Raw genomic sequence first — 23,881 nt, forward strand, 5'->3', positions numbered from 1 at the left:
TCATGTCAACACTTGCCTTGCGTGGAAACGGCGCTTGTGGTTGCACCGACGGAGCCTACAGCTTCCCCGCTAAACTGACGTAAATCACAGAAACCTCTCCCACCAACGGTCGTATAAAACGTTGTAGAACCGGCTTCTTCGACCAGCCGACCATGCCCTCACAGTCACCAATAATCGTTGAGGGCCGCATGTCCCCTTGGCGAGGCAAACGCCCCTCAACGATTGACGAAACCATCCACGGCGCAGATTAAATCTCATCAGTCAGCGTTTACACAGTTTATCCAGCCCGCAAAGCTCATTTCACCTCACTCACGAAAGCTCTTTGCGCCGGTAGATGCGCGACGAGATCAGCAACGAGCCGACGAACACCACGACGCAGATCACGGCTCCGATGATGGCCGCCCATGGCACTGCGCCCAGTTTCGTGGTGGTCACCCATTCCACAACACGGTGGAGCTTGTCATTGGGCATGAATCTGACCACCATGAACACCAGAAGGAACAACGCGCCGAGCCCTCCGAAAGCCCAACCCATGGCCTGGGTGATCGGGAAACGGTAGAAGATCGGCACCACCAAGCCACCCAACAAGAGAGCGACGAACAGCACTCCGCAGCCAATCCCAGCCATAACCCACGGCGAGGGCAGGTCCTCATGCAACAGCATCACCACGCAGACCACCGTCTCCACCGCCGCGACCAGCGAGAACACAGCCATGAGCGCGTAACGCGCGGAGACCTGGTTGCTCCTGGAGACGGGCAGGATCCCGTTCATGGAGATGTTGCCCGTCATGTCCTCGTTGGCGAAGATCATCATGCCCATCAACACGGCGTACAACGCGCAGATTCCCGCGACCGAACCGGTCATGCTCAGCTCCACTCCCCGGTCGCCGCTGATGAGCCCCATCACGGCGAACACGAAAGGAAGCAGGATGAAAATCCACACCGAGCTTTTGCCCGATGCCGAAAGACGCAGGAAATCGACGTGTATGGAGCGTTTGATCTGTTCGACATTCATGGTGTTCATCGCACAACCTTTCCCTTGCCCTTGCCGCTGGCGTACGAGGCGCGTCCGTTCGTCAGCCTGATGATGTCGTCGATGTTCACCGGCTCGACGCATAGCTCCGGATAAGCCTGCGCGAGCGCGGAGACCTCCTCCGTGTGGACCAAGGCGTCAAAGCCCGTGGAATAGCTGCGCACACCCACCGCGACCGGACCGACGGCGTCAAGTTCGTCGGGGCCTCCCTTGACCAGCCTGAAGGCGTCGTCGAACTCGTCCTTGGAGCCGGTGAAATAAAGCTTGCCTTGGGTGATGTAGGTGATCAGGTCGGCGGCATGCTCGAGGTCCGAAGTGATATGGGTGCTGAAGAGCACGCTGTGGCGCCCGTCCTCGATGTAGCGCTGCAGGATGTCCATCAGGTCATCGCGCGCCAGCACGTCGAGGCCGCTCGTCGGCTCGTCCAAAATCAGCAGTTTGGCGTCGTGGCTCAGAGCGGAGGCGAGCATCAGCTTCATCTGCATGCCGCGCGAAAGGTCCTTGACCTTCTTTTTCATATCGATGCCGAACTGCTCGAGATAGCTTGCGAACAACTCGTGGTTCCATGTGGGATACGCCGCGGCCATCGACTCCTCGGCCATCCTCACCGTCCAGTAGGTTGAGAAATAGCTGGTGTCGAAGACGATGCCCAGCTGCTCTTTGACTCTCACCTCGTCGGCGACGCTGTCGAGGCCGAGCACGCTGACGGAACCGCCATCGCCATGGACCATGTTGAGAATGAGCTTGATCAGCGTGGACTTGCCGGCGCCATTCGGGCCAATCAACCCCATGATATAGCCCATCGGCAGGTCGAAAGTCACCGGGCCAAGCGCGAAACCGGAACCATAGCTCTTCGTCACATCGGTGACGCTCAGCGCCATGGGCTCCTTGCCGTTGTCGTCAGCGGCGAAGGCACCAAGCGGATTTCGCTCCGCCACTGTGGGTGATGACTGGGTCATCATCGTCTCCCCTTCCTTTCTCCGACGAACCGATACCGCCTACGCTGGGAGCCCTTGGAACACCTGCGGCACGAACGCGGCAACGCGCTACCGTATTGGCTCCCGCATCGGTGATCCCGCAGTAAAGCAGAATCACTTGGCTTTCTTGTAGGCCTGCTCGAGCATATCCATCAGGTCGATGAGCGGGATGTCGGCCGCCTTGGCAGCCACACCCACCTGGCGCAGGGCGTTGCGCACCTGGCCGGTGAGCTTCTTCTTCATCCGCGCATCGCCCTTTTCGGCGACGAACGAACCCTTGCCCTGCATGTTGACGACGATGCCCTCGTCGGCCAGCTCGTTATACGCTCGCGTGACCGTCAGCACGGAGACACGCAGCTCGCGGGCCAGCTTGCGCAGACTCGGCAACGGGTCGCCGCCCTTGAGCTCGCCGGCCAGCACCGCCCCGCGAATCTGGCGTTTGATTTGCTCGTATATCGGTTCTCCGGACACGGATGAGATGATCAGCTTCATCTATGCCCCTTTCTGTTCATTGCATCCAGTAAAGCCATCGCAGATATCCTACAACCAACACTGACTTAACTGTTACATAACACTATATAACAGATAAATCAACTGTGCAACTCGTCACCATAACAGTTGTGTCGTGAATCTTCGTTTGTTTCCTATCGTTCGCTGCCAACTCAGCGACAGGAAACCTACAAGAGGCTATTCGGGATTTCACAGCTTTCTGGGAGCATCGGCGAAATCCGCGATGAGACCATCGGCGGCCTCGCGAATCGCGGGACGGTCGGCGAGCGAATAGTCGTCCTCCATCGCCCAGACATGCATGCCGGCGGACCTCGCGGCCTTCACCGCCACCAGCAGGTCCTCGAACACCGTGCAATCCTGCGCGGCGACTCCTAGACGCGAGGCGGCGGCCAGATAGACCTCGGGACTGTGTTTGCTCCGCGCGTCGGTGTCCTCCACGCTGATCACCACGTCAAAAAACCGCCGGATGCCCACATGCTCCATGCCGATCCCGCGGACCTGCGGCGAGAGCGAAGTGGCCACCGCCAGGCGCGCGCCGCTCGACTTCAGATAGTCCAGATATTCGACCGCGTGCGGCTTGGCCTCGACGGTATGGCCGTAGGCCTCGAGCACCATCGAATCCCACAGCTTGGTGAGTTCGGCGGGAGTGTCGTCCAAGCCGTAATGTTCGATCGTATAGCGGGCCACCTCATCGGGACGCATCGCGTTGACGATGCCCATGTAGTCGTCGGTGAGCTCGATGTCGCGGCTGCGGAAGAAGTCGACGTCGACCTGGTGCCACACGTCCATGGAGTCAAGAAGAGTCCCGTCCAAATCAAAGATGGCTGCTTTGCCTTCGTTCGTCCCCATCTCTTCCTCCTCTATCAACACGGTGTCGCTGGTGGTTGGCATAGACGATGTTCGGGACACTCAAGGCCGTTCGGCCAAGCCTACGCCCGAACATCGTCTATGCCAACCACCAGCTCATGTTACAGGAAACTGACCGTACTCACTTGCGCAAAGATCACGGCCTGGAGCGGATAAATAATATTTGAGAAATCTATCTTCACGGTTTTATAATGTTGTAGCTATAAATCGATAATTTTAAATTAAAATCACTTAACTTGTATCTTCCTCCATCATCAACCACGCCAAACAAGTCAGCAAGGACCCGAACGGCAAGAACTGGTAGCTGGCAATCTCGGCAGAGAGGGAGAAGGTGGAAGTGCCCGACGCAGGTCGCCCGGCGCCGGGCCGGCTCTAACTATTGCCTGCGGCACCTCCAGATGACGATCAGCCCGCAACCGACAACGATCACGAGCAGCACGTCCACCACCGCGTTATCCGCGTTGGCCGACAGAACGACGGCCAGCGCCACGATGGCCTGGATGGCCTCGGGGTAGTCAGAACCCTTTCTATTTTGGGACATAATATGTCCTTCTGCTTATGCCACGCCACGACGGGCGCGGCGAGGTCGATACGGCCGGAAAGCCGCACGGTCGTACAAGCTTTGGTGAGGAGCTTGACGGCAGGACTCATCCTATCGTGAAATGGGTATATATATCCCGGCTGATGATATACTGGGTTTGTCCGTTACGGGGGTGACTCACCGGAATCTAGCTGGCCCATAAAGCTTTTACCCGTTGAGGCCGTGACGGATTGGGGTGTCTATTCCATCCCACTGCTTATGCCGCTGGCCCCGATGTTTGACAACGAACATCGGGGCCGAGGTGTATCACACCGCGAGTCAGCGCCGACAGCGGCCAACCAGACGCATTACTTTTACAGCTTGCTTGAATCCAGGAGTTCCCGGGCGTGGTCCAAGGAGGTTTCGGACTCGCTGCCGGAGAGCATGCGGGCGATCTCGTGGACGCGGGGCTCGCCGGTCACCTCGGTGACCGTGGTCTCGACCATCGGGCTTTCGCCCTCGGTCTTGGCTGCCTTTGGCTTCACGGTCGAACCCTTGCCAGCGGTGCCTTTGGCAACGACGAACTGGGTGCCGGCCCACGAGGCGACCTGGGCCAGGTGGGTGACGACTATGACCTGCGAGCTCTGGGCGAGACGGGCGAGTCTGCGGCCCAGCTCGACGGCGGCCTTGCCACCGACGCCGGCGTCCACCTCGTCGAAAATGAACGTCATGTCGGACGACGCCGACGAATCGGAACGCTTCTCCGCGGCCGAAAGCTCGAGGGCGAGCATCAAACGGCTCAGCTCGCCGCCGGACGCGCTCTTGCCCATGGGCAGACGGGGCGAACCCGGGAACGGGGTGAACAGGAACTCGATATCATCGCAGCCGCTGGCGTCCAAAGGCCAAGTGGCCGAACGACGGACATCAGTGTCGGAAGCAGAAGTAGCAGAAGCTGTGCCAGTACCAGCACCATCCCGCGGCTTGACCAAAATCTCGAGCTTCGCTCCAGCCATCGCCAGCGACTTGAGTTCACGAGTGACGGTTTCGGCCAGATCAGAAGCGGCGGTCTTGCGTTTGACATCCAGCGCCCGCGCGGCTTTCAATGCCTTGTTGAACGCGGCCTGGCGTTCCTTGCGCAGCTCGTCCACCTTCTCCGGCGAGGCGTCCAGATCCTCGACTTCGAAAACGGCCTTGTCTCGCCAAGCAATGACGTCCTCCAGCTCAGGCCCCCAACGCCGCGTCAGCTCGTCAAGCTCGTGGATGCGCGAGTTGATGGCGTCGAGGCCCTCGTCGCTCACGTCCTCGTCGACCTCGTTGGACAAGGAGAAGACGATATCCGAAAGGTCGGCGTTGAGCGATTCCAAACGGTCGGCAACCTCGCCGAACGCCTCCCCCGCGTGGATGGTGCGCAACGCCTGGATGGCGTGGGTGATGGCGTCCGAGGCCCCGGTCGAATCCGAATCGGCGTCGACCTGCGAGGCGTCGAGCGCGGAAAGGGCGGAGCCCACACCCTTGGCGATCTCGGTGGAATGCTCGATGCGCGAGCGCTTCTCCTTGAGCTCCTGTTCTTCTCCCGGTTTGGGGTCGACGGCGTTGATCTGCTTGATTGAGTCACGCAGGTAATCCGCGCGCTGCCGCGCCGAAGCCTCCTGCCCGCTCAGTTTGGACAGATGCTCGTCGATCTCTTGCAACGCGGCCCAGGCGGCCCGATAATCCGCGAGCTCCTTGTCGTCGTCGGCGACCATGTCGAGGAACTCCCGCTGGCGCGCCGTCGAGGCGATACGCAGCTGGTCGGCCTGCCCGTGGATCGTCACCAGCTCACGCGCCACATTGCCCAGCACCGAGCGGGGCACGCTATGACCGCATAAAACCGCACGCGAGCGCCCGGAAGCCGGCACCGTCCTTGTCAAAAAAAGCTCGATATGCCCGGCCTCGTCAGGGTCGGGGTCGCCTTCGTCATCGTCGGCGAGCACGCCAGAATCCCTCACCAGTTCAGCCGCCACACCGTTCGGGTCGACGTCGAACACGCCCTGCGCCCAGGCCTTCTCCGCCTTGGGCGCGATGCGTGCCACCTTGGCGGATTCGCCGGAAATCATGCGCACCGCGCTCAGGAGCATGGACTTGCCCGCGCCGGTCTCGCCGGTTATGGCGGTCATCCCCTTGCCGGGCCGCAGCATCGCGGCGCGAATCGGCCCCAGATTGCGGACCTCAAGCTCCTCCAACATCAGTCTCCACCTCCATCGCGGCTCGCGTCGCCACCTTTGGCATGGCCTTTCACGTTGTCATCATTACCGTCTTGCTTATCACGGCCATCACGACTGTCACCGTCACCACCGCTACGGCCACCGCCGTCACCACCACCAGCTTCGCCGTCACCGGTCCTGCGCAGATATTCCAAGTATCCGTCGTCCCCGGCGTACCTCGGCGGCCGTTGCGCCAACGATTCCTTGTCCTCGCCCTTGGCGATAACCTGCTCGCGCTGGCGTTCCTCGCGACGCGCCCGCTCGCGCAGGCTGACGCTGGGCAGGTTGAATTTCTTGACCAGCCTGCTGGTGAACGGCACGCCCGAAAGACTCGCCAGGCGCAGGGTCAACGACGAGAAATGCACGGTGATGCGCGAGCCCCGCGACACGGTCATCTTGCGCCTGCCGTCGCAGCAGATGCTGCCGTCGGTGATGGAGTCGGGCAGGATGTCCACCGAAAAGGTGGAGCCGTCGCCGATGACGAGCGGGCGGGTGAACAGCGCGTGGGCGGCCAGCGGGATGAGCTGCAGGGCCTTGACGTTGGGCCAGATGATGGGTCCGCCGGCGGAGAACGCGTAGGCGGTGGATCCCGTGGGTGTGGAGACGACCACGCCGTCGCAGCCGAACGAGCTGGTCTCCACCCCGTCCACGCCCACGGAAAGCTCGATCATATGGTCGCGGTCGTCCTGCTGGATGGCGATATCGTTCAGCGCCCAGTCGGAGGCGACCACCTCGCCGCGAGGCGAGAGCACGGAGACGCTGGCGAGCATGCGCTCGTCGATGGAGTAATCATGGTCGGCCACGCGCCTGATGGCCTCGCTCAGCTGGAAGCTCTCGAACTCGGCGAGGAAGCCGACGTGCCCCAGGTTCACACCGAGGATGGGCACTCCGGTGCCGTGCACCAGTTCCGCGGCGCCAAGAATCGTGCCGTCGCCACCGAGCACCACGACGATCTCGGTGTCGTCGTCGACGTGGGGCGCGGGCTCGCCGAATTTCGGCGGTTTGAGCTCGTCGATCATGGTGATCTCGAAGCCGACATGACGCAGCTGCTCGACCGCCTCGCGCACCACGAGGCTGGTTTCGCGCAACCGGGTGTGGGTCACCACCACCGCATGCCTTCTTTTCGCCATGACGCGCCTTTCGTTTATGCCAAACACCCACAATCCTATCCGAACACCGTCACAAAGCCATGCCCGCAACCATGTTCACTGGTGGGCAAAAGCGGCCCTTCCGCGGCGCGATCGCTAGGATTCCCGGCAATCCCCCACCACGTCCACAAGATGCATCCACAAGATACGTCCACAAGGCCTTGGCTCTGATCCCGATTGCTTGTATGACTGGAACCACACACGGCCCGTGGCCGATTTTGAGAGGAGGAATCATGAACCTGAACACGTTCGGCGGCGTCATCAAGGCCGGCCATTACGACGTCATCATCGCGCATGGCACCTCCACGCTCGAGCCCGGCGTCAGGTTCCGCACACTGGTCATCCATGGGGTGGTCGACACGGCGGAATGCGTGGGAGGCGCCGTGGTCTTCGACTCGGGGATGCTCACCTGCTCAGGCGACGTGGATGTCGAAGATATCCAGGGCCACGGGCGCTGCCATGTGGCGGGCGGGCTTCGGTGCGAGACGATGCGGTTCATCGGCGAGATGAACGTGAATGGCGGCCTGCGCTGCCGGGGCGCGCTGCGCATCGTCGGGTACGCGCACGCCTCGAGCATCGCCGCGCGGGAGGGTCTCAAGCTCGTCGGCCGTGGCGAGTCTCCCCTGCTGCGCGCCCACCATATCGTGGTCAAACCGATACGAAGCGCCATGTTCGAGCGTTTTGGCATGCGCGACTATATCGGCAAAAGCGAGATACACAGCGCGGAGGCGCATAGCGTGCGGCTCTGGAACTGCGATTGCGGCAAGATAACGGCCGAGAACGTGCAGCTCAATGCCCACACAAGTGCCAAGGAGGTGATCTATGGCAACGATCTGAACTACGACCGCTCCTCGAACGTCATCATGATGCGGCGCGTCCGCGACGATGAGGGCGAGCGGGATGTCGAGGCTCAGCGCAAGGTGGCGTAAAGCAGGTATTCGATGTTGCCGTGGGTTCCGGCGATGGGTGAGACGTCGGTGCGCCGCACGTCGAATCCGTTGTCCGCCGCGCACGAGACCACACGTCGCAAGGCCTCCTGACGCTCGTTGTCGTCTTCGACGATGCCGTTCTTGCCCAGGTGGCCACGGCCGACCTCGAACTGCGGTTTGACCAGCAGCACCACATCGGCCTTCGGCGCCGCCACACGGGCGATGACGGGGATGACGAAGGTCAACGAGATGAAGGACACGTCGGAGACGACCAGCTGGGGCCTGAACGGCAGGTCGTCGACGGCGACGTCGCGGATGTTGACGCCGCTCATCTCGATGATGCGCGGGTCGTCGGCGATACGGGGGTCGAGCTGGCCATGCCCCACGTCGAGGGCGATCACCTGGCTGGCTCCCCCACGCAGCAGCACGTCGCAGAACCCGCCGGTCGACGCGCCGATGTCGAGGCATTGCTTGCCTTGCGGGCCGTTGAGACCATCGGCCGCGAAACATTCGAACGCGCCCTTGAGCTTGTAGGCGCCGCGCGAGACATAGTCGTCGCCTTTGTCGACGCGCAGATTGGCTGAGATATCGACGTGGGTGGACGGCTTGCGCATGATTTCGCCGTCGACCAGCACATGTCCGTCGCGAATGAGGCGCTGGGCCTGGGAACGGCTGTGCGCGAGGCCCTGATCCGCGATGAGGGTGTCAAGCCGCTCCGTCGGTTGTTCTTCGGCGTTCACTCCTCGTTCAGCTCACGCTTCAGGCCGGAAAGGACGGAACGGAAGGACTCGATCCTCTCCTCGTCGTCCTGCTCGTCGAGATGCTCCAGTTCCGGGTAGCGTTCGCAAAGCTTTTCGACCGGGGTCGCCTGTGGCTCGTTCATGGCATCGGTGGATGTGGTTTCATTGTCGGACATCTCAGCGCCCCAGCTTGAATTCGGGAAGTGTGATTGCGGAGACGTCGAAATCGGCGTCACCGTCGGCGAGCGACCACATCAGCTGGCACGCGGCCCGCAGCGCGTTGATATCCGTGGCGTCGCTGACCGTAAGGGCCTTGCCGTCAAGCCGCGCGGTGGCGTCGCCGCAAGTCCACTCGTTCTCCGAGACCTGTTGCGGTTCAGGCATCGGCGAGGCGAGGTCGCGCAAATCGACCGCCACGAACGTCGGCCGCTGATGCCGTGGCGCGAGGATGATCTGATGGGGTGTGGCCACGCCGGTCAGCACGACCAGCGAGTCGTAGCCTCCCCTATTGCCCGCCTCCACATCGGTGTCCAGACGGTCGCCGATGGCGAGGCAACGTTCCTTGGCGACCATCTGCTCGCCGTCCTCGGCCGCAAGCGCACGCGCCTCGTCGTACATCGCGGATTCGGGCTTGCCAGCCGATCCGACCGGCTGGACACCCGTGGCGGTGATGACCGCCTCGACCATCGATCCACTGCCCGGCGCGATGCCAAGCTCGCGGGGAATGGTCAGGTCGCGGTTGGTGACGTAGTATTCGGCGCCATGCTCCACGGCGAAGGCGATGTTCGCCAACGCGTTCCAAGTCATGGTCGGGCACCATCCCTGGATGGCGGCCACCGGCCCGTTCTCGACGTGGTCGACCAGCGTGAGCCCCTGCCGCTCGATCTCCTCGCGCAGGTGCGGCGCTCCCGACATGATGACCTTCGAGCCTTGGGGGAAGGCGTGGGCGACCATGCGGGCGGCGACGATGGACGAGGTGATGATCTGGTGTGGCTCGACATCGAGGTCGAAACCTTTGAGCTGGTCGGCCACGGTGGCCTGGTCGCGCGAGGAGTTGTTGGTGGTGTATTCCACCACCATGCCCGCGCTTTCGGCGTCGCGGATGCTCTGGGCGGCGTGCGCCACCGGCAGTTTGCCCCGGTAGACCACACCATCGAGATCCAGCAACGCCAGTCCGTAGGCCTGGCTCAGCGGCTGTCGGGTTCCCTTAAGCATTCGCGACTCCTTTTCTAATGAGGATTATTGCGAGAATTACTCCTCGTCGCCGGCCTCGTCCTTGGCGTCGACGCGGTCCTGGTGGGCGATGGGATCGGCGGGGCTATCCACACCCTCGTCGGTCTCCACGGCGGGCAGAACGGTCTCATCGGCGTCGGCGGATCGCTCGGCCTGGCCTTCGGCCTCCTGCGCCTTTTCGGCGGGGTCCGAGGCGACCTCGAAGCCTTCCGGGTCCTCGGCGACCGTGCCGGCCGCGCTCTCCTCGGCCTCGGCGGTCTCCGGGTCAAGCGCGGTGGCCGACTGGTCATCCTCAACGGCGTCGGTGTCGAGCTCGTCGCCCGCCACCTGAGCCACGGCCTGCTCGACCTTGGCCTCGGTGGCCGCCTCGGCCGCCTGATCGGACTCGTGGTCCTCGCCATCGTCGCCACGATCGGAATCGTCATCCTGCTCGGAGTCGTCGCCACGATAGTCATCGTCGCGATACTCGTCGTCGTACTCGTCCTCCGGCTCCTCGGGAGCGTACTGGGAGTCGTCCTCGGTGATGCCGAGCTCCTCCATCATGTCGTCAGGCAGGCGCTCGAGGTCATAGTCGATCACGACCTCCTCGGCGTCCTCATCGTCCTCGTCCACATCGGCGTAACGCTGCTCGAGCTTCTCCAGAACGGGGTCAAGGTCGGCCGCCTCGTCGCCGCGTCCGGCCTCCTCGAGGAAGTATTGCTCGGCCTGCAGCGCGCGCATGCGGTAGGCGCCAGGCAGACCCTTGGAGGTGCCGAGCTTGTGGACCACCTCGATGGCCTTGTCCCACAGGCCCAAGTCGCCCAGCGCGCCCGCGTAGACCAGGAACAGCTCGGCCTTCGCCTCGCCATTGAGCTCCTTGGCCTCGTCGGACAGCGCGATCTCGACGGCCTTCTTGGGATTGCCGAGGCCACGCTCGCAGTCGGCGATGAACGGCGTGTAATCGTCGTAGCCGTTCATGCGCTGGGCGGTGCGGAACTCGCGCAGGGCGGTCTTGTAGTCGCCCTGGCGGTAGGCGATGAACGCGAGGGTCTCGCGCGCGAAATCGATGCGGGAGGCCTGGCGGGCCACCCACTTCGCATGGTCGAGCGCGGCCTTCGGATCGCTTTCCTCAAGCGCGTAGGCGGCGAGGATGTGCAGGCCGATGTTCTCGGCATGCTCCTTGGAGAGCCCCCTCAGGCGCTCCTTCTCGTCCTTGGAGAGCATGGACCACTCCATGCCCTTGGGCATGCGCGGCTCGCCCGGACGACGGTCGGTGTACGGGTTCTGCGAGGGGAACGACATGGTACCGTCGGAGTTGCGGCGCGGGCCGTTCTCCATATAGGCGCGGCGCCCGTTGTCGTAGAAGCCGCCACGGCGGTCGTCACGGCGATCATCGCGATGGAAATCACGGCGATCCGAACGCCTGTCGTCGCGTTTGAAGTCACGGCGGTCATCCCTGCGGAAATCCCTGCGGCCACCATCACGACGGTCGTCACGGCCACGGTAGCCGCCGCCCCTGCGGTCGTCGCGACGCCCCTGGTAGCCGCCGGAACGGTAGCCGTCGCGCCCACCGCGCCTGTCGTCACGGTGGAAGTCCCTGCGATCGTCGCCATTGCTGCGATAGCCGCCACGCTCGCCATCACGATGGAAATCACGACGGTCGTCACGGCCACGGTATCCACCGCGTCCGCCGCCGTTGCCACGGTAACCGCCCTGGCCACCGTCCCTGTGGAAATCGCGGCGGTCGTTGTCATGGCGGTATCCGCCACGCTCGCCATCCTTATGGAAATCACGACGATCCCCATCACGGTGGAAATCCCTGCGGTCGTCGTGACGGTAGCCGCCACGCCTGTCGTCGCGGTGGAAGTCACGCCCGCCGCCGTTGCCTCGGTAACCCCCGCGCTCGCCATCCTTGTGGAAGTCGCGGTGGCCGTGGAAGTCCCTGCGCTCTCCGTCGTGACGGTAGCCGCCACGCTCGCCGTCACGATGGAAATCGCGGTGCCCGCCGTCGCGGTGGTCGTTGCCCCGGTAGCCGCCGTGGCCGCCACCCTTGTGGAACCCGCCGCGATGGCCGCCGTACGAGCCGCCGCCATGCCCGCGATAACCGCCTGAATGTGAGGATCCGTGACCGTAGGAGTTGCCGCCACGGTTGCCGTGCTGTTCTTGCGCCATAATGCCTTATACCTTTTGTTTGACTGTCCCTGGCTCGCAGGCCTGTGATAGGTCATGGGCCAGGGAGATGAATGAAATCTCGTTGAGAATGAACGGGGATTGAATGGTATCAGCCGCGGGCCCCGAAACACGCGGCCGATGGACGGGCCGAAAGGCCGGGCTCAGCCGAGCTCCACCGCGCCAATCGCCTTCTTGCCGCGGCGGATCAGCACGAACTTGCCGTGCAAAAAGTCCGAGCCGGAAAGCTCCTGGTCCGGGGTCTCCACACGCTTATTGTTGACGTAGACGCCGCCGGATTTGATGGTCTTGCGCGCCTCGGAGACGGACTTGAACAGCCCCGCCGCCACGCCGGCCTGCGCCACGCGCTCACCGACGACGACCTTGGCGAATTCCCTGCCACCTTCCTCGTTCTCGACTTTCAGGCCTTCGATGGACGGCTCCAGGACCTCCATCGAGATGGCCGTGATGTCCCCGCCACGCCCGAAGAGCGCAGCCGCCGCGTCGAGCGCCTGACGGGTCGCCTCCTCGCCGTGCACAAAGCTGGTGACCTCCCAGGCCAGCGTCTTCTGCGCCTCACGCGCGCCGGGATTGACTTCGACCTCGTGGCCGAGCCGTTCGATCTCGTCCTTGGGCAGGAAGGTGAACGCCTTCAAAAGCTTCACCATCTCGCCGTCGGGCTGGTTGAACCAGAACTGGTAGAACTTGTAGGGGCTCAGCATCGTCGGGTCGAGCCAGACGGCGTTGCCCTCGGACTTGCCGAACTTCTTGCCCTGCGCGTCGGTGATGATGGGGCTGGTGAACACGTTGACGGACTCGCCATGCACCTTGCGGATGAGGTCGAGGCCACTGGTCAGGTTGCCCCACTGGTCGGAGCCGCCGAGCTCGAGCGTGCAGCCGTATTCGTCGTAGAGGTGCAGGAAATCGTTGCCCTGCAGCACCTGGTAGCTGAATTCGGTGAAGGAGATGCCCTCATCGGATTTGAGCCTGCGCGCCACGGTGTCTTTGGCGAGCATGGTGCCCATGCGGAAGTTCTTGCCGACGTCACGCAAAAAGTCGATGACCGACATCTGCGCGGTCCAATCGTAGTTGGAGACGAAACGCACCGGATTGTCGCCATCGCTGCGCAGGATGCCGCCGATCTGCTTCTGCAGGCGCTTGGCCCAGCTGGCGACGACGTCCTTCGGATTCAACGTGCGCTCACCGCTCTGGCGCGGGTCGCCGATAAGACCGGTGGCCCCGCCGACCAGCGCGATGGGATGATGCCCGGCCTCCTGCAGGTGCCGCATGTTGATCAACTGCACCAAGTTGCCAATATGCAACGAAGCCGCCGTCGGGTCAAACCCGCAATAGTAGGTGATCGGCCCGCCATTCAACGCCTCAGCGAGCTGATCCCGGTCCGTGGACTGGGAAATCAGCCCGCGCCAAGTCAATTCATCGAAGAGGGAGTCGAATCCCGCTTCCTTGAAGTTGGTGACGTGAGCCATAACCGTATTCCCCTATTCGTTTGTCAGAAGCCATGAGAGCAGAACGCTCTCGAACCTACCTATTTTCGCAGGAGACGGCGACACCACGCCATCCCGCAGCCGCAGGTAATCACCAGACTACCTCTTCGCTTGTATCACAATACGGCAACACTTCCCGCACCGCCAACTGGATGATTCCATCCGCTGCTCAGACCCAAGAGCACCAATAGTTCCAGTCCCAATCGAACTGGACAATTCCATACGCTAAACGGCGATAAGCACACGGATTATTCCAGTTCGGTGACGGACTGGATGATTCCATACGCTAAACGGCGATAAGCACACGGATTATTCCAGTTCGGTGACGGACTGGAAGATTCCATCCGCCCGTCATGGCCAAACATGGATGAGCAGATAATGATGTAGCTATTCCTTCACTCGTCGTAATCGCGCCCGCGCATCAGGCTGCAGAACTTGTCGGCGACGCCGGAAGACATGTAGCGGTAGCCCGCGGCGCTGGGATGGAAATGGTCGGGCGAGAAGAAGTCGGGCGCGTCGGCGTGCACGTCCTCATGGATCATGTTGACGTACGCCACGCCATGCTGCTTGCAGACCTCCTCGCTCACGGCCGCCTGCTCGTCCATCTCATGCTCGAGCGCGCGTCGCAGCGCATGCCCCAGCGAGAGCTCGTGCTGCATCTGCCCGGGGCTCAGCACGAAGATATGCTCGCCCAGCGGTTTGGCCTCGTCGAGCACGGCCCCGAGATCGGCCCGCCATTCGTCGAGCGTGCGGTTGGCCATGATGTCGTTGGAGCCCGCGCAGATGACGAGGATGTCGAATTTCTTGCCTTCCTTGAGCACTTCGGGAAGCAGACGATAACGCACACGGCGCATCGTGGCCCCGAGCTTGCCATGCGCCTGCCAGGCGATATCGCGATGCAGCCGCTCGGCAAGACCGGCCGCGATGTCGGGAACGAGCCCCTCGCTCTGATCGTCCGTGCCGCAACCCGCGACCATGGAGTCGCCCACGGCGCACATGGTGAGGGGCTCGCCAGCCTCGCCATCGGAGCCCTCGAACCGCTTGACGCCGGACGGCTCTCCCCCGGGCGCCTCGGCCAGATGCACCGTATGCTTCGCCCACAAAGCCTCGAGTGTCGCCACAGGAGTCCCGATCCCCAACGTCATAGCGATTCCACACCTTTCGTAATTGCACAAATTCGTACCCTATTATAGGTTTCGTCGCCTCCACAGTTGGGAATGGATGTCACCGGCATTCCCTAATCGTCACAAATCGCATGTCATTGCCTAGTTATCGCATACCTTATTCTCATGTTCTCATCTCTAATTATCCAAACCAGTGATGTGCCGTCACACACAGACCAACGTGAACGTATCCTCTTTAAAAACAACCGAAACAAACAACCGAAGCGGCCATTACAAACGGCAAAGCAAGACCCAAACAGAAAGGAAAGGCCACGCCCCGCGCAAAACGGAACGTGACCTCATTCACCACACCGACACGACGCCGGTCACGGATCACCATCCACTCACTTGAGCGACCCCGAAGCGACGTATGCCGGGCCATCGCTGCTGGAATCGGCGAACAGCCGGGCCTTCGCGGCGATCCGCTTAGCTTTGGCGATCTGCTCACGCACCCGCTCGGGAGCGGTGCCGCCTTTCTCGTTGCGCTGGTCAACCGAACCCTCCACGGAGAGCACCTTGCGCACCTGGGGAGCGAGCTCAGGTGAGACGAACCCTTTGAAAATCGTGACGAAATCGTCGTCGGCCAAGTCCCAGAGCTCCACGCCGCGCCCCTCGGCCAGTTTTACGCAAGCTCCTGAAAGCTCGTGGGCGTGACGGAACGGCACCCCTTGCTTGACCAACCATTCGGCGATGTCGGTAGCCAGGGCGAACCCGGTGGGCGCCTGCGCCTTGAGACGGTCCTTGTCGAAGACCATGGTGCGCACCATGCCCGCGAACGCCGGCAGCACGACCTCAAGCGTGTCGACCTGGTCGAAGACGGCCTCCTTGTCTTCCTGCAGGTCGCGCGCGTAGGCGGTCGGCAGCCCCTTGAGCGTAGCCATGAACCCAGTCATGTCGCCGATGAGCCGGCCGGCCTTGCCACGGGTGAGCTCGGCGATGTCGGGGTTCTTCTTCTGCGGCATGATCGACGAGCCGGTGGAATAGGCGTCGTCGAGGCGCACGAAGGCGAACTCCTGCGTGTTCCAGATGACGATCTCCTCGGCCAAACGGCTCAAGTTCACCCCGATCATCGCGGCGATGAACGAGAACTCGGCCACACCGTCACGGCTGGCCGTCCCGTCGATGGAGTTCGAGTTGACGCGCGAGAAGCCCAGCTCATGGGCCACCGCCTCCGGATCAAGGCCAAGCGTGCTGCCCGCGAGCGCCCCCGCGCCATACGGGCTCTCGTCCATGCGCTTGTCCCAGTCGGCGAGCCGTTCCACATCACGCAGCAGCGGCCAGACATGCGCCATGAGCTGGTGGGCCAGCAGAATCGGCTGGGCGTGCTGCATATGCGTGCGCCCCGGCATCACCGCTTCTCCGGCCTTCTCGGCCTGCCCAATGAGCGCGTTGACGACACCCAGCACCAGCCTCGCCACATAGCGCGCGTTGCGCCGCAGCCACATGCGAATCAGCGTGGCGATCTGGTCGTTGCGCGAGCGCCCAGCACGAAGCTTGCCGCCGAGCTCGTCCCCCGCGATCTCGAGCAGCCCGCGCTCCAAGGCGGTGGCCTCGTCCTCGTCACCAGCGACGGGCGTGAACTCCCCCGAATCCACCATCCGTTGCAACTGGTTGAGCGCCTCCTCCATACGCTTGAGCTCGTCGGCACTCAGCAGCCCGGCGCGCCCCAACGCCCGTGCGTGCGCTCGCGAACCGGCGATGTCGTCGTCCGCCAGCCGCCAGTCGAACTGCGTCGATTTCGAGAGTCGAGCCAACTCCGGCGAGGGCCCGGCCTTGAAGCGTCCACCCCAAAGCGCCAGATGCTCCCCCTCATTGCCTTTTTCGCCCTGCGTCATCGAATCCCCTTCTCGTATCATTTCCATGACTATATACATATTCTAACTGTGCGGAGGTCCGGAGATATGCGTTGTTCCGGACGCTCCTTGGCCGCTCGGCCATGTCTTATGCCGTAACAACGCATATCTCCAGACCTCAATCAACTATTGCCATACACCCTTATAAATTACAATTCTTCACCTGATTAATCTAGAAGATTTCATAAGTCAAAGAGGGGTTGGAATATACGATGTTCGACCGTATGACTTGGCCGAGCGGCCCGGAGCGTGTCGAACATCGTATATTCCAACCCCTCCCCACATCAAGAGACCTCATGGATAAGGATTGCTAAACAGTGTTGTCAGCTATCAAATCTTACTAAGGGAATAATTGAATCACTCCACAGAGTTGTCTGGCACCTCTATTCCGTTGCCAAACTTGACGTCACGGGCGGCGGCCACCTTGTCGGGCATGCCGTAGATCTCGATGAATCCGTTGGAGGCGTTCTGGTCGAAGGTGTCGCCCGAATCGTAGGTGGCGAGCTTGTAGTCGTAGAGTGAGGTGTCGCTGCGACGCCCCGTGACCACGGCGCTCCCCCCGTGCATGACCATGCGAATCTCTCCGGAGACGTAGCGCTGGGTCTCCTCGATGAAGGCGTCCAGCGAGCGGACCGCGGGCGAGAACCATTGCGCGTCGTAGACCAGCTCGCCCCAGCGCTTGTCGATGTCGCGCTTGATGCGGTGCTGCTCGCGTTCGAGACAGCAGTTCTCGAGCTCCTCGTGGGCGGTGATGAGCGCCACGGCGCCCGGCGCCTCGTAGAGCTCACGGGACTTGATGCCCACCAGGCGGTCCTCGATCAGGTCGATACGCCCGATGCCCTGGGCTCCGGCGCGGCGGTTCATCTCCTCGATGGCCTGCAGCGGCGTGACGTCGCGTCCGTCAATCTTGACGGGAACGCCCTGCTTGAACTCGATGGTCACCTCGTCCTCCACGGGCGGGAAGGCCGGGTCGTCGGTGTAGGTATAGCAGTCCTTGGTCGGCCCGTTCCACGGATCCTCGAGGAATCCGGTCTCGATGGCGCGGCCCCACACGTTCTGGTCGATGGAGAAGGGGCTCTTTTCGGTCTGGGTGATGGGCAGCTTGTGGTCCTTGGCGAACTGGATCTCGATGTCGCGGGTCAGTGAGAGGTCGCGGATAGGGCTGATGGCTTTGAGCGTCGGGTCGATGGAGGCCACGGAGACCTCGAAACGCACCTGGTCGTTGCCCTTGCCCGTGCAGCCGTGGGCGATGGTGTCGGCATCGAACTGGTGGGCGGCGCGCACCAAGTGCTTGGTGATGAGCGGACGCGAGATGGCGGAGACCAGCGGGTAGACCCCCTCGTACTTGGCGTTGGCCTTGAGGGCGAGCATGCAGTATTGGCTGGCGAACTCCTCGCGCGCGTCGACCACATAGGCCTCCATCGCCCCGCACGCCAGAGCACGCTGCTTGACGGTCTCGAGGCTCTCGCCGCCCTGTCCGACGTCGAGGGAGACGGCGACGACGTCCTTGCCGGTCTGCTCTTTCAGGTACGAGATGGCCACGGAGGTGTCGAGTCCTCCAGAATACGCCAGAACGATGGGTTTGTTGTCTGCCATGATAATCCTCTCTTGGATTGATTATTTGGTTCGTCTTTTATTGTTATGGTGAAAATCGTTTGGGTGCGCTGCGCCGCCAACCTTGTTGTCGGTCAAATTGTCAATCGTTATATGCGGTGATTCCGACGACTGAAAGCCAATGGAATGTCATGGCTTCAAGGGATGGATTTGAGTGCGCGAATCGAGAATGCGAAATTCCTATGACCGATTCCATCCGCAAAGGCACAACCTTGCGCCAACCCTTACGAGGCACAGCAAAGCCCGGCCTTGCGCTTTGGAACGTGGAATCAATGAAGGAACATCAAATCAACGGACTCGTCGTGAGCGACGACGTCGTCGTGAGGACTCTCTTGCGGCAGACGGACGTGCGATGCGGTATACAGTCAAGCTCTCTGCCATCATCTTGTTTCCTTAATCGTCTGCTTACGATGTCGATTGTGTACATCATAAAAAAGGACCGGGACAAGCGTCCTGGTCCTTGATTCTACAGTGCCGGGCCCGGCCAACCCAGGCTGCCCACTATTCGGACTCCCCTTTCGTGCAAATATGCACCGTCACCGAAAAAGGATTGCCGCAATCTTGGGCCGACGCCCGAGCCTACAGCCTCAACGACTGGGCTAGAGCAGCTCGATCGTCGGATTGTCGCGTGAGACGACCCACGAGGTGGCGTCGACACCGAAGTAGTCGTGCAACTTGCCCAGAAGCTCCTGGGTGGCCTTCTCATGATCGTCGGCGCGCTCGGGGGTGATGTTCTCCATGTAGAAGAGGATGTTGTGGCTGGTCTCGCGGGCCTCGGCGCGGGCGCTGTCCCTCCAAGAAAGGCAGCGGCTGAGCACGGAGTGATCGTCGGCGTAGATGACCTCGCCGGGCAGCGCCTCCTGCGGATCGCCGTCCTCGTCGGAGATGGGCCAGAACTTCTCCCCGCCCTTGGCCACGGTCAGGCGCACGTCGCCCTCGATGTTGTCGAGGTCCTCGCCGCCGATGGGGAACGCCCAGCGCAACGTCACGGAGTTGTACATGTCGACCACCGGGTTGATCTTGGAGACGCCCTTGCCCTGCTTGGCTCGCTTGAGCAGCGCCTCGACGGCGCAGCGCGCGCCCTTCTTGGTCTTGAACTTACGGTAGGCCTCGCGCCAGTCGGCGACGATCTTGTTGGCGCTGATCGGGTCGTCGGGCACCCACTTGACCGCCTCGGCGTTTGCCTTCTTGAGTAGGTCGTCGGGCATGTTGGAGTAATCAGTGTTGTCGATCCCCTTCGCCTCGATCACCGCGATCCTCACCTCCGGGAAGATCTTCCAGAACGAATCATCGACCACAAACTTCTTAGCCATACCTTTTTCTTCCTTCATTATCGGTTGTCATTATTCATTATATTAAACAGGCCTACCCACGCGCCGGCGCGCCCACACGCGCCATACCCAAACAAGCCGCGCAGATACTCGTTTCGCCCCCGCCAGAGACCCGGCGGGGGCGAAACGAATTGGATTGCAGGCTCAACGAGCCATAGACATAGCCATCGCTACATCTGGGTGATGTCGATGGTGCCGGTGGCCATGAACACGACGCACAGGATGCCGCAGATCGCCAGCAGAATCGCGCCCACCGCCTCGGGCTTGTTGAACACCTTCAGCTTGTTCTCCTTGCGGGCCCAGATGTAGACGAGGATGCCCGGGGTAAAGAGCAAGGTGGTGACGAACAGATAGTTGAAGCCCGACAGGTAGAGCACCAGGCCCATGTAGATCGTCGTCAGCGCGCCCATGATGATGTGCCCCACGTTCTTCGTCTTCTCCTGCACGCTCAGCTTGAAGAAGGAGAGCGAGACGAAGAAGTACGGCACCAGCATGGTGCTGGAGGCCAGAAGGGCCATCAGGTTGTAGGCGCTCTTGCTGAAGAGCAGCGAGAGCAGGAAGAACTGCACGAGGCCATCGCTCAGCAGCAGCGCGTAGGACGGGGCGCCGTGCTTGTTGGTGTGGGTGAAGATCTTCGGGAAGATCTGGCCCTCGGCGGCCTGGAAGAGGATCTCGCCGGAGAACATCGTGCAGGCGAACCAGGCGCCAAGCACGGAGATCACCACGCCGATGTTGATGAGGATCGCGCCCCAGGGACCGACCACGCTTTCCATCACGCCGGCCATCGCGGGCTTGTCGAGCTTGGCGATGTTCGAACGGGACATCACGGCGAAGGAGAGCACGGTGCACAGCAGGTAGATGGAGGTGATGATGGCGAAGGCCAGCACGGTCGCCTTGGCGACGATCTTCTTGCTCTTCGCACGGGCGGAGTAGACCACAGCGCCCTCGACGCCGACGAACACCCAGACCACGGAGACCATGGCCTTACGGATCTGCGGGAGCACCTGGCCCCACTCGAAGTTGCCGCTCACGGTGCCCCAGAAGTCGGCCGTAAACATGTTGTACTTGAAGGCGATGATCATCGTGAGCACGAAGATGCCCAGCGGCACCATCTTGGCCACGGTGATGAAGCCGTTGATCTTCGAGGCGAAATCGGAGCCGCGGAGAATCAGGAAGTGCATCAGCCACAGCACGACGGTCGCGCCGATGACGCCGTAGACATTCTGCCCGTCACCGAAGATCGGGAAGAAATAGCCCAGGGCGCTGAAGACCAGGCAGCCGAAGGCCACGTTGCCGATGAAGATGGAGGCCCAATAGCCCAGCGCGCTGACGAACCCGACGAAGTTGCCGAATCCCTTCTGCGCGAAGCTGTAGATGCCGGCGTTGAGCTCGGGGAAGCGTGTGGTCAACTGGTTAAGGCACATCACGAACATGCCCATGCCGAGCCCGGAGATGAGCAGGGCGATGATGATGGGGCCGACTGAGGCGTTCTTGGCCATGTCGCTCATCAGGTTGAACACGCCGCCGCCGACCACCGAGGTGACCGTCAGGGCGATGAGGCCCAGTAGGCCTACCTTTTTCTCTTCTTTTTCCATATTCTTTCTCCCAATTGTTGAGAATATTGAGGTTTGCTAGTCGACGTAGTTCTTGTGGATGTACGGCGAGCCTGTCGAATAGAGGACGTTCTCGTATTCGAGCGTGAAGTCGACGGTGTCGCCGAGCTGGTAGTCGTCCTTGCAATCGGTCAGGTCGATGATCGTGTGGTCGCTGGAGCCGCCGTAGATCTTGATCCGCTTGTCGATGGGATGCAGCTTGGTCATGTCACCGATGTCCTGGCGGCCGACGGCGAGCAGGCCCCTGGTGCGGATGCCCTCGTCGACATACTCCGGGGTGTTGCCGAAGGCGTCGACGCTGATGTGGCCGATCGGGTAGGTCGGCTTCTCGCGCTTCTCGACGATCTCCGCCTGCAGGGTGAATGCGTCGCCGTTGAGGCCCGGCAGCTTGTAGTCGAAGTAGTATTCCATGTCGCGCAGCAGGATGTTGTCGCCGATGCGCAGGTGGTTGATGCCCTTGGGCATGGTGTGGTGGGTCAGGAGCGTCAGGCTGGTGGATGCGCCGCCAGAGACGACGTTGAGCTTGCGCCCGATCTCGCCCTCGATGTGCTCAGCCAGCTCGCAGAGCCTGCCCAGGTTGGTCTCGTCGGGCTCGATGGAGCCGTAGCAGCCGAGGTTCGTGCCGATGCCCTCGAGCACCAGTCCCTTCGACTTCTCGACGAAGTTGGCCGCCTCGTAGAGGTCCTCCTCCTTGAAGAAGCCCTCGCGCAGGTCGCCCAGGTCGACCATGAGGATGACGCGGTGGGTGCGGTTCTGACTCACGCACAACTCGTCGAGCATCTTCAGGGTCTCGAGCTCGCTCTCCAGGCTGATGTCGGCGCAGTCGACCATCTCCTGCAGCTCGCTTTGCATGGGAATGCGCAGGTCGAGGGTCTGCTGGTCGGGCCACATGTCGCGCACGGCCTCGAGCTGGGGGAGCCTCGAGCTGGCGATGGTCTTGGCGCCGGCGTCGCGGTAGGCGCTGACGATGGGCATGAGCCCGTTGGCGCCCTTGATGACCACGGCCACGTCGATGCCGTTCTCGCTGCACAACCCCAGCACGGTCTTGACGTTCTCACGCAGCTTGGTCAGATTGACGGTAAGTTGTGGATAATCTGACATTACTTTTCCTTCCGTTCTCCGCATGGTTGCGATGCGGCCGGCACCGGGCCCATCACGCGTCACGATGTTTGGTGTCGTCGCGCAACGGGCCCTTGCGGGCCTGGTTCATCTTCCCATGTCTTTTTATCGATTTGGTTTCGTCAGTCGTCGACGAATTCCTTGGACACATAGGGGCTGAGCGAGCAGTGCATCAGGTTCTCATAGTCCATCGTGAAGCTCACGACGTCCCCGATGCCGTAATCGTCCGCGCAGTCGTTCAAGTCGAGGATGGTGTGGTCGCTCGAACCGCCATAGACCCTGATGCGCTGGTCCTGGGGATGCAGCTGGGTCATGTCGCCCACGTCCTGACGGCCGACGGCGATCAGGCCACGCACGCGCTTGCCCTCGTCGACATAGTGCGGCTTGTTGCCGAACGCGTCGACGCTCAGGGTGCCGATCGGGAAGGTGGGCTTGCGCCTCTTCTCGATGATCTGCGCCTCGAGGGTGAACGCGTCGCCGTAGATGCCGGGGACCTCGAAGTTGTGGTCCTCCTGCTCGTCGCGCATCAGCACCTCGGTGCCGATGCGCAGCTGGTTGACGCGCTCCGGCATCACGTTGTTGAGCAACATGGGGATGCTGGTGGTCGAGCCTCCGGAGATGGTGTTGAGCTTTCGTCCGATCTTCGCCTCGATATGCTCGGCGAGCGAGCACAGGCGGCCAAGGTTGGTCACGTCGGGCTCGATGGAGCCGTAGCAGCCGAGATTGGTGCCCACGCCTTCGAGGACGAGGCCCTTGGCGTTCTCGACCTGTTCGGCGGCGGCATAGAGTTCGTCGTCGTCCATGAAGCCTTCGCGCAGGTCCCCCAGATCGACCATGAGGATGACGCGATGGGTGCGGCCGAGTGCGACGCAGCGCTCGTCCAAAGCCTTGAGTGTCTGCACATCGCTTTCCAGGCTGACGTCGGCGTAACGCACCACTTCGTCGAGTTCGCACATCATGGGGATGCGAAGCAGCAACGTCTCCTCGTCAGGCCAGATCTCCTTGATGGCGCGCAGCTGTGGCATGCGCGAACTGCTCAGCGAGGTCACCCCGCCTTTGCGGAACGCGTTGGCGACGGGCAAGAGGCCACTGGCGCCCTTGATCACCCCGGAGACGGTGATTCCGTTCTTCGCGCACAGGTCGACGACGACGCGTGCGTTATGTTCGATTTTCTTTGTATGCACAATTAATTTAGGAAAACTGGACACCATAATCCTCTTCCTTGTATTCAATGTAATTCAAAGCTCGTCGTTGAACAAATACAATAAAAACTTGTGCAAACACGGGCGCATAACGTTCCATCTTTGCACAAGTTTCTATAGGTTTACTACTACGT

Annotated in this window: 19 protein-coding genes and 1 pseudogene; 1 reads left to right on the forward strand and 19 read right to left on the reverse strand. The window is 61.8% G+C overall.

Going from position 1 to position 23,881, the window contains the following annotated elements:
- Positions 1-309: 309 nt before the first annotated feature.
- The 7 genes and pseudogenes from OZY47_RS04825 to OZY47_RS04855 all read right to left on the reverse strand — a co-directional run.
- Positions 310-1,023, reverse strand: a complete 714-nt coding sequence (locus tag OZY47_RS04825) for an ABC-2 transporter permease (RefSeq protein WP_277177224.1) — start codon at positions 1,021-1,023, stop codon at positions 310-312.
- A complete protein-coding gene (locus OZY47_RS04830) occupies positions 1,020-1,913 on the reverse strand; it encodes an ABC transporter ATP-binding protein (protein ID WP_277179167.1) in 894 nt (297 codons plus the stop codon). Before OZY47_RS04830 ends, OZY47_RS04825 begins: the two co-directional genes overlap by 4 nt.
- A gap of 210 nt (positions 1,914-2,123) precedes the next feature.
- Entirely contained in the window at positions 2,124-2,501 is a 378-nt protein-coding gene (locus tag OZY47_RS04835) for a GntR family transcriptional regulator (RefSeq protein ID WP_277177225.1), read from the reverse strand.
- Between the two features lie 207 nt (positions 2,502-2,708).
- Complete coding sequence (locus tag OZY47_RS04840) at positions 2,709-3,368, reverse strand: HAD family phosphatase (RefSeq protein WP_277177226.1); 660 nt, start codon at positions 3,366-3,368, stop codon at positions 2,709-2,711.
- Positions 3,369-3,762: 394 nt separating this feature from the next.
- On the reverse strand, positions 3,763-3,927 hold the full coding sequence (locus OZY47_RS04845; protein WP_277177227.1) for a hypothetical protein: 165 nt from the start codon (positions 3,925-3,927) through the stop codon (positions 3,763-3,765).
- Between the two features lie 353 nt (positions 3,928-4,280).
- Entirely contained in the window at positions 4,281-6,131 is a 1,851-nt protein-coding gene (gene recN / locus OZY47_RS04850; protein WP_277177228.1) for a DNA repair protein RecN, read from the reverse strand.
- Between the two features lie 266 nt (positions 6,132-6,397).
- Positions 6,398-7,279 (reverse strand): annotated as a pseudogene (locus OZY47_RS04855) (NAD kinase); the annotation flags it as partial.
- 251 nt (positions 7,280-7,530) lie between these two features.
- Here OZY47_RS04855 and OZY47_RS04860 point away from each other — a divergent pair.
- Entirely contained in the window at positions 7,531-8,226 is a 696-nt protein-coding gene (locus OZY47_RS04860) for a hypothetical protein (protein WP_277177229.1), read from the forward strand.
- Here OZY47_RS04860 and OZY47_RS04865 read toward each other — a convergent pair.
- From OZY47_RS04865 to OZY47_RS04920, 12 genes are all read right to left on the reverse strand, one after another.
- Positions 8,208-8,966 carry a TlyA family RNA methyltransferase gene (locus OZY47_RS04865; RefSeq protein WP_277177230.1) on the reverse strand — a complete coding sequence of 253 codons (759 nt, stop codon included), beginning with the start codon at positions 8,964-8,966 and terminating at the stop codon, positions 8,208-8,210. The genes OZY47_RS04860 and OZY47_RS04865 overlap by 19 nt on opposite strands.
- Positions 8,963-9,142: a hypothetical protein gene (locus tag OZY47_RS04870; RefSeq protein WP_277177231.1), complete on the reverse strand. Its 180-nt coding sequence runs from the start codon at positions 9,140-9,142 to the stop codon at positions 8,963-8,965. The genes OZY47_RS04865 and OZY47_RS04870 overlap by 4 nt, the downstream gene beginning before the upstream one ends.
- Position 9,143: 1 nt before the next feature.
- The gene (locus tag OZY47_RS04875; protein ID WP_277177232.1) at positions 9,144-10,181 is read right to left on the reverse strand and encodes an HAD-IIA family hydrolase; all 1,038 of its coding nucleotides are present in this window, start codon (positions 10,179-10,181) and stop codon (positions 9,144-9,146) included.
- Between the two features lie 36 nt (positions 10,182-10,217).
- The gene (locus OZY47_RS04880) at positions 10,218-12,350 is read right to left on the reverse strand and encodes a helicase (RefSeq protein WP_277177233.1); all 2,133 of its coding nucleotides are present in this window, start codon (positions 12,348-12,350) and stop codon (positions 10,218-10,220) included.
- A gap of 161 nt (positions 12,351-12,511) precedes the next feature.
- Positions 12,512-13,834, reverse strand: coding sequence for a tyrosine--tRNA ligase (gene tyrS, locus OZY47_RS04885; protein ID WP_277177234.1), 1,323 nt, complete (start codon positions 13,832-13,834; stop codon positions 12,512-12,514).
- A gap of 413 nt (positions 13,835-14,247) precedes the next feature.
- The gene (locus tag OZY47_RS04890) at positions 14,248-14,997 is read right to left on the reverse strand and encodes an SGNH/GDSL hydrolase family protein (RefSeq protein WP_277177235.1); all 750 of its coding nucleotides are present in this window, start codon (positions 14,995-14,997) and stop codon (positions 14,248-14,250) included.
- A gap of 362 nt (positions 14,998-15,359) precedes the next feature.
- On the reverse strand, positions 15,360-16,850 hold the full coding sequence (gene argH, locus OZY47_RS04895; protein ID WP_277177236.1) for an argininosuccinate lyase: 1,491 nt from the start codon (positions 16,848-16,850) through the stop codon (positions 15,360-15,362).
- A 375-nt stretch (positions 16,851-17,225) separates the two neighbouring features.
- The gene (locus OZY47_RS04900) at positions 17,226-18,464 is read right to left on the reverse strand and encodes an argininosuccinate synthase (protein ID WP_277177237.1); all 1,239 of its coding nucleotides are present in this window, start codon (positions 18,462-18,464) and stop codon (positions 17,226-17,228) included.
- A gap of 617 nt (positions 18,465-19,081) precedes the next feature.
- Positions 19,082-19,795, reverse strand: coding sequence for a phenylalanine--tRNA ligase beta subunit-related protein (locus OZY47_RS04905; RefSeq protein ID WP_277177238.1), 714 nt, complete (start codon positions 19,793-19,795; stop codon positions 19,082-19,084).
- Between the two features lie 188 nt (positions 19,796-19,983).
- Positions 19,984-21,408: a basic amino acid/polyamine antiporter gene (locus tag OZY47_RS04910; protein WP_277177239.1), complete on the reverse strand. Its 1,425-nt coding sequence runs from the start codon at positions 21,406-21,408 to the stop codon at positions 19,984-19,986.
- Between the two features lie 36 nt (positions 21,409-21,444).
- The gene (locus tag OZY47_RS04915) at positions 21,445-22,527 is read right to left on the reverse strand and encodes an alanine/ornithine racemase family PLP-dependent enzyme (RefSeq protein WP_277177240.1); all 1,083 of its coding nucleotides are present in this window, start codon (positions 22,525-22,527) and stop codon (positions 21,445-21,447) included.
- Positions 22,528-22,667: 140 nt separating this feature from the next.
- Positions 22,668-23,729, reverse strand: a complete 1,062-nt coding sequence (locus tag OZY47_RS04920; RefSeq protein WP_277177241.1) for an alanine/ornithine racemase family PLP-dependent enzyme — start codon at positions 23,727-23,729, stop codon at positions 22,668-22,670.
- Positions 23,730-23,881: the final 152 nt, after the last annotated feature.

The sequence above is a fragment of the Bifidobacterium sp. ESL0790 genome (assembly GCF_029395435.1).
Taxonomy (GTDB): domain Bacteria; phylum Actinomycetota; class Actinomycetes; order Actinomycetales; family Bifidobacteriaceae; genus Bifidobacterium.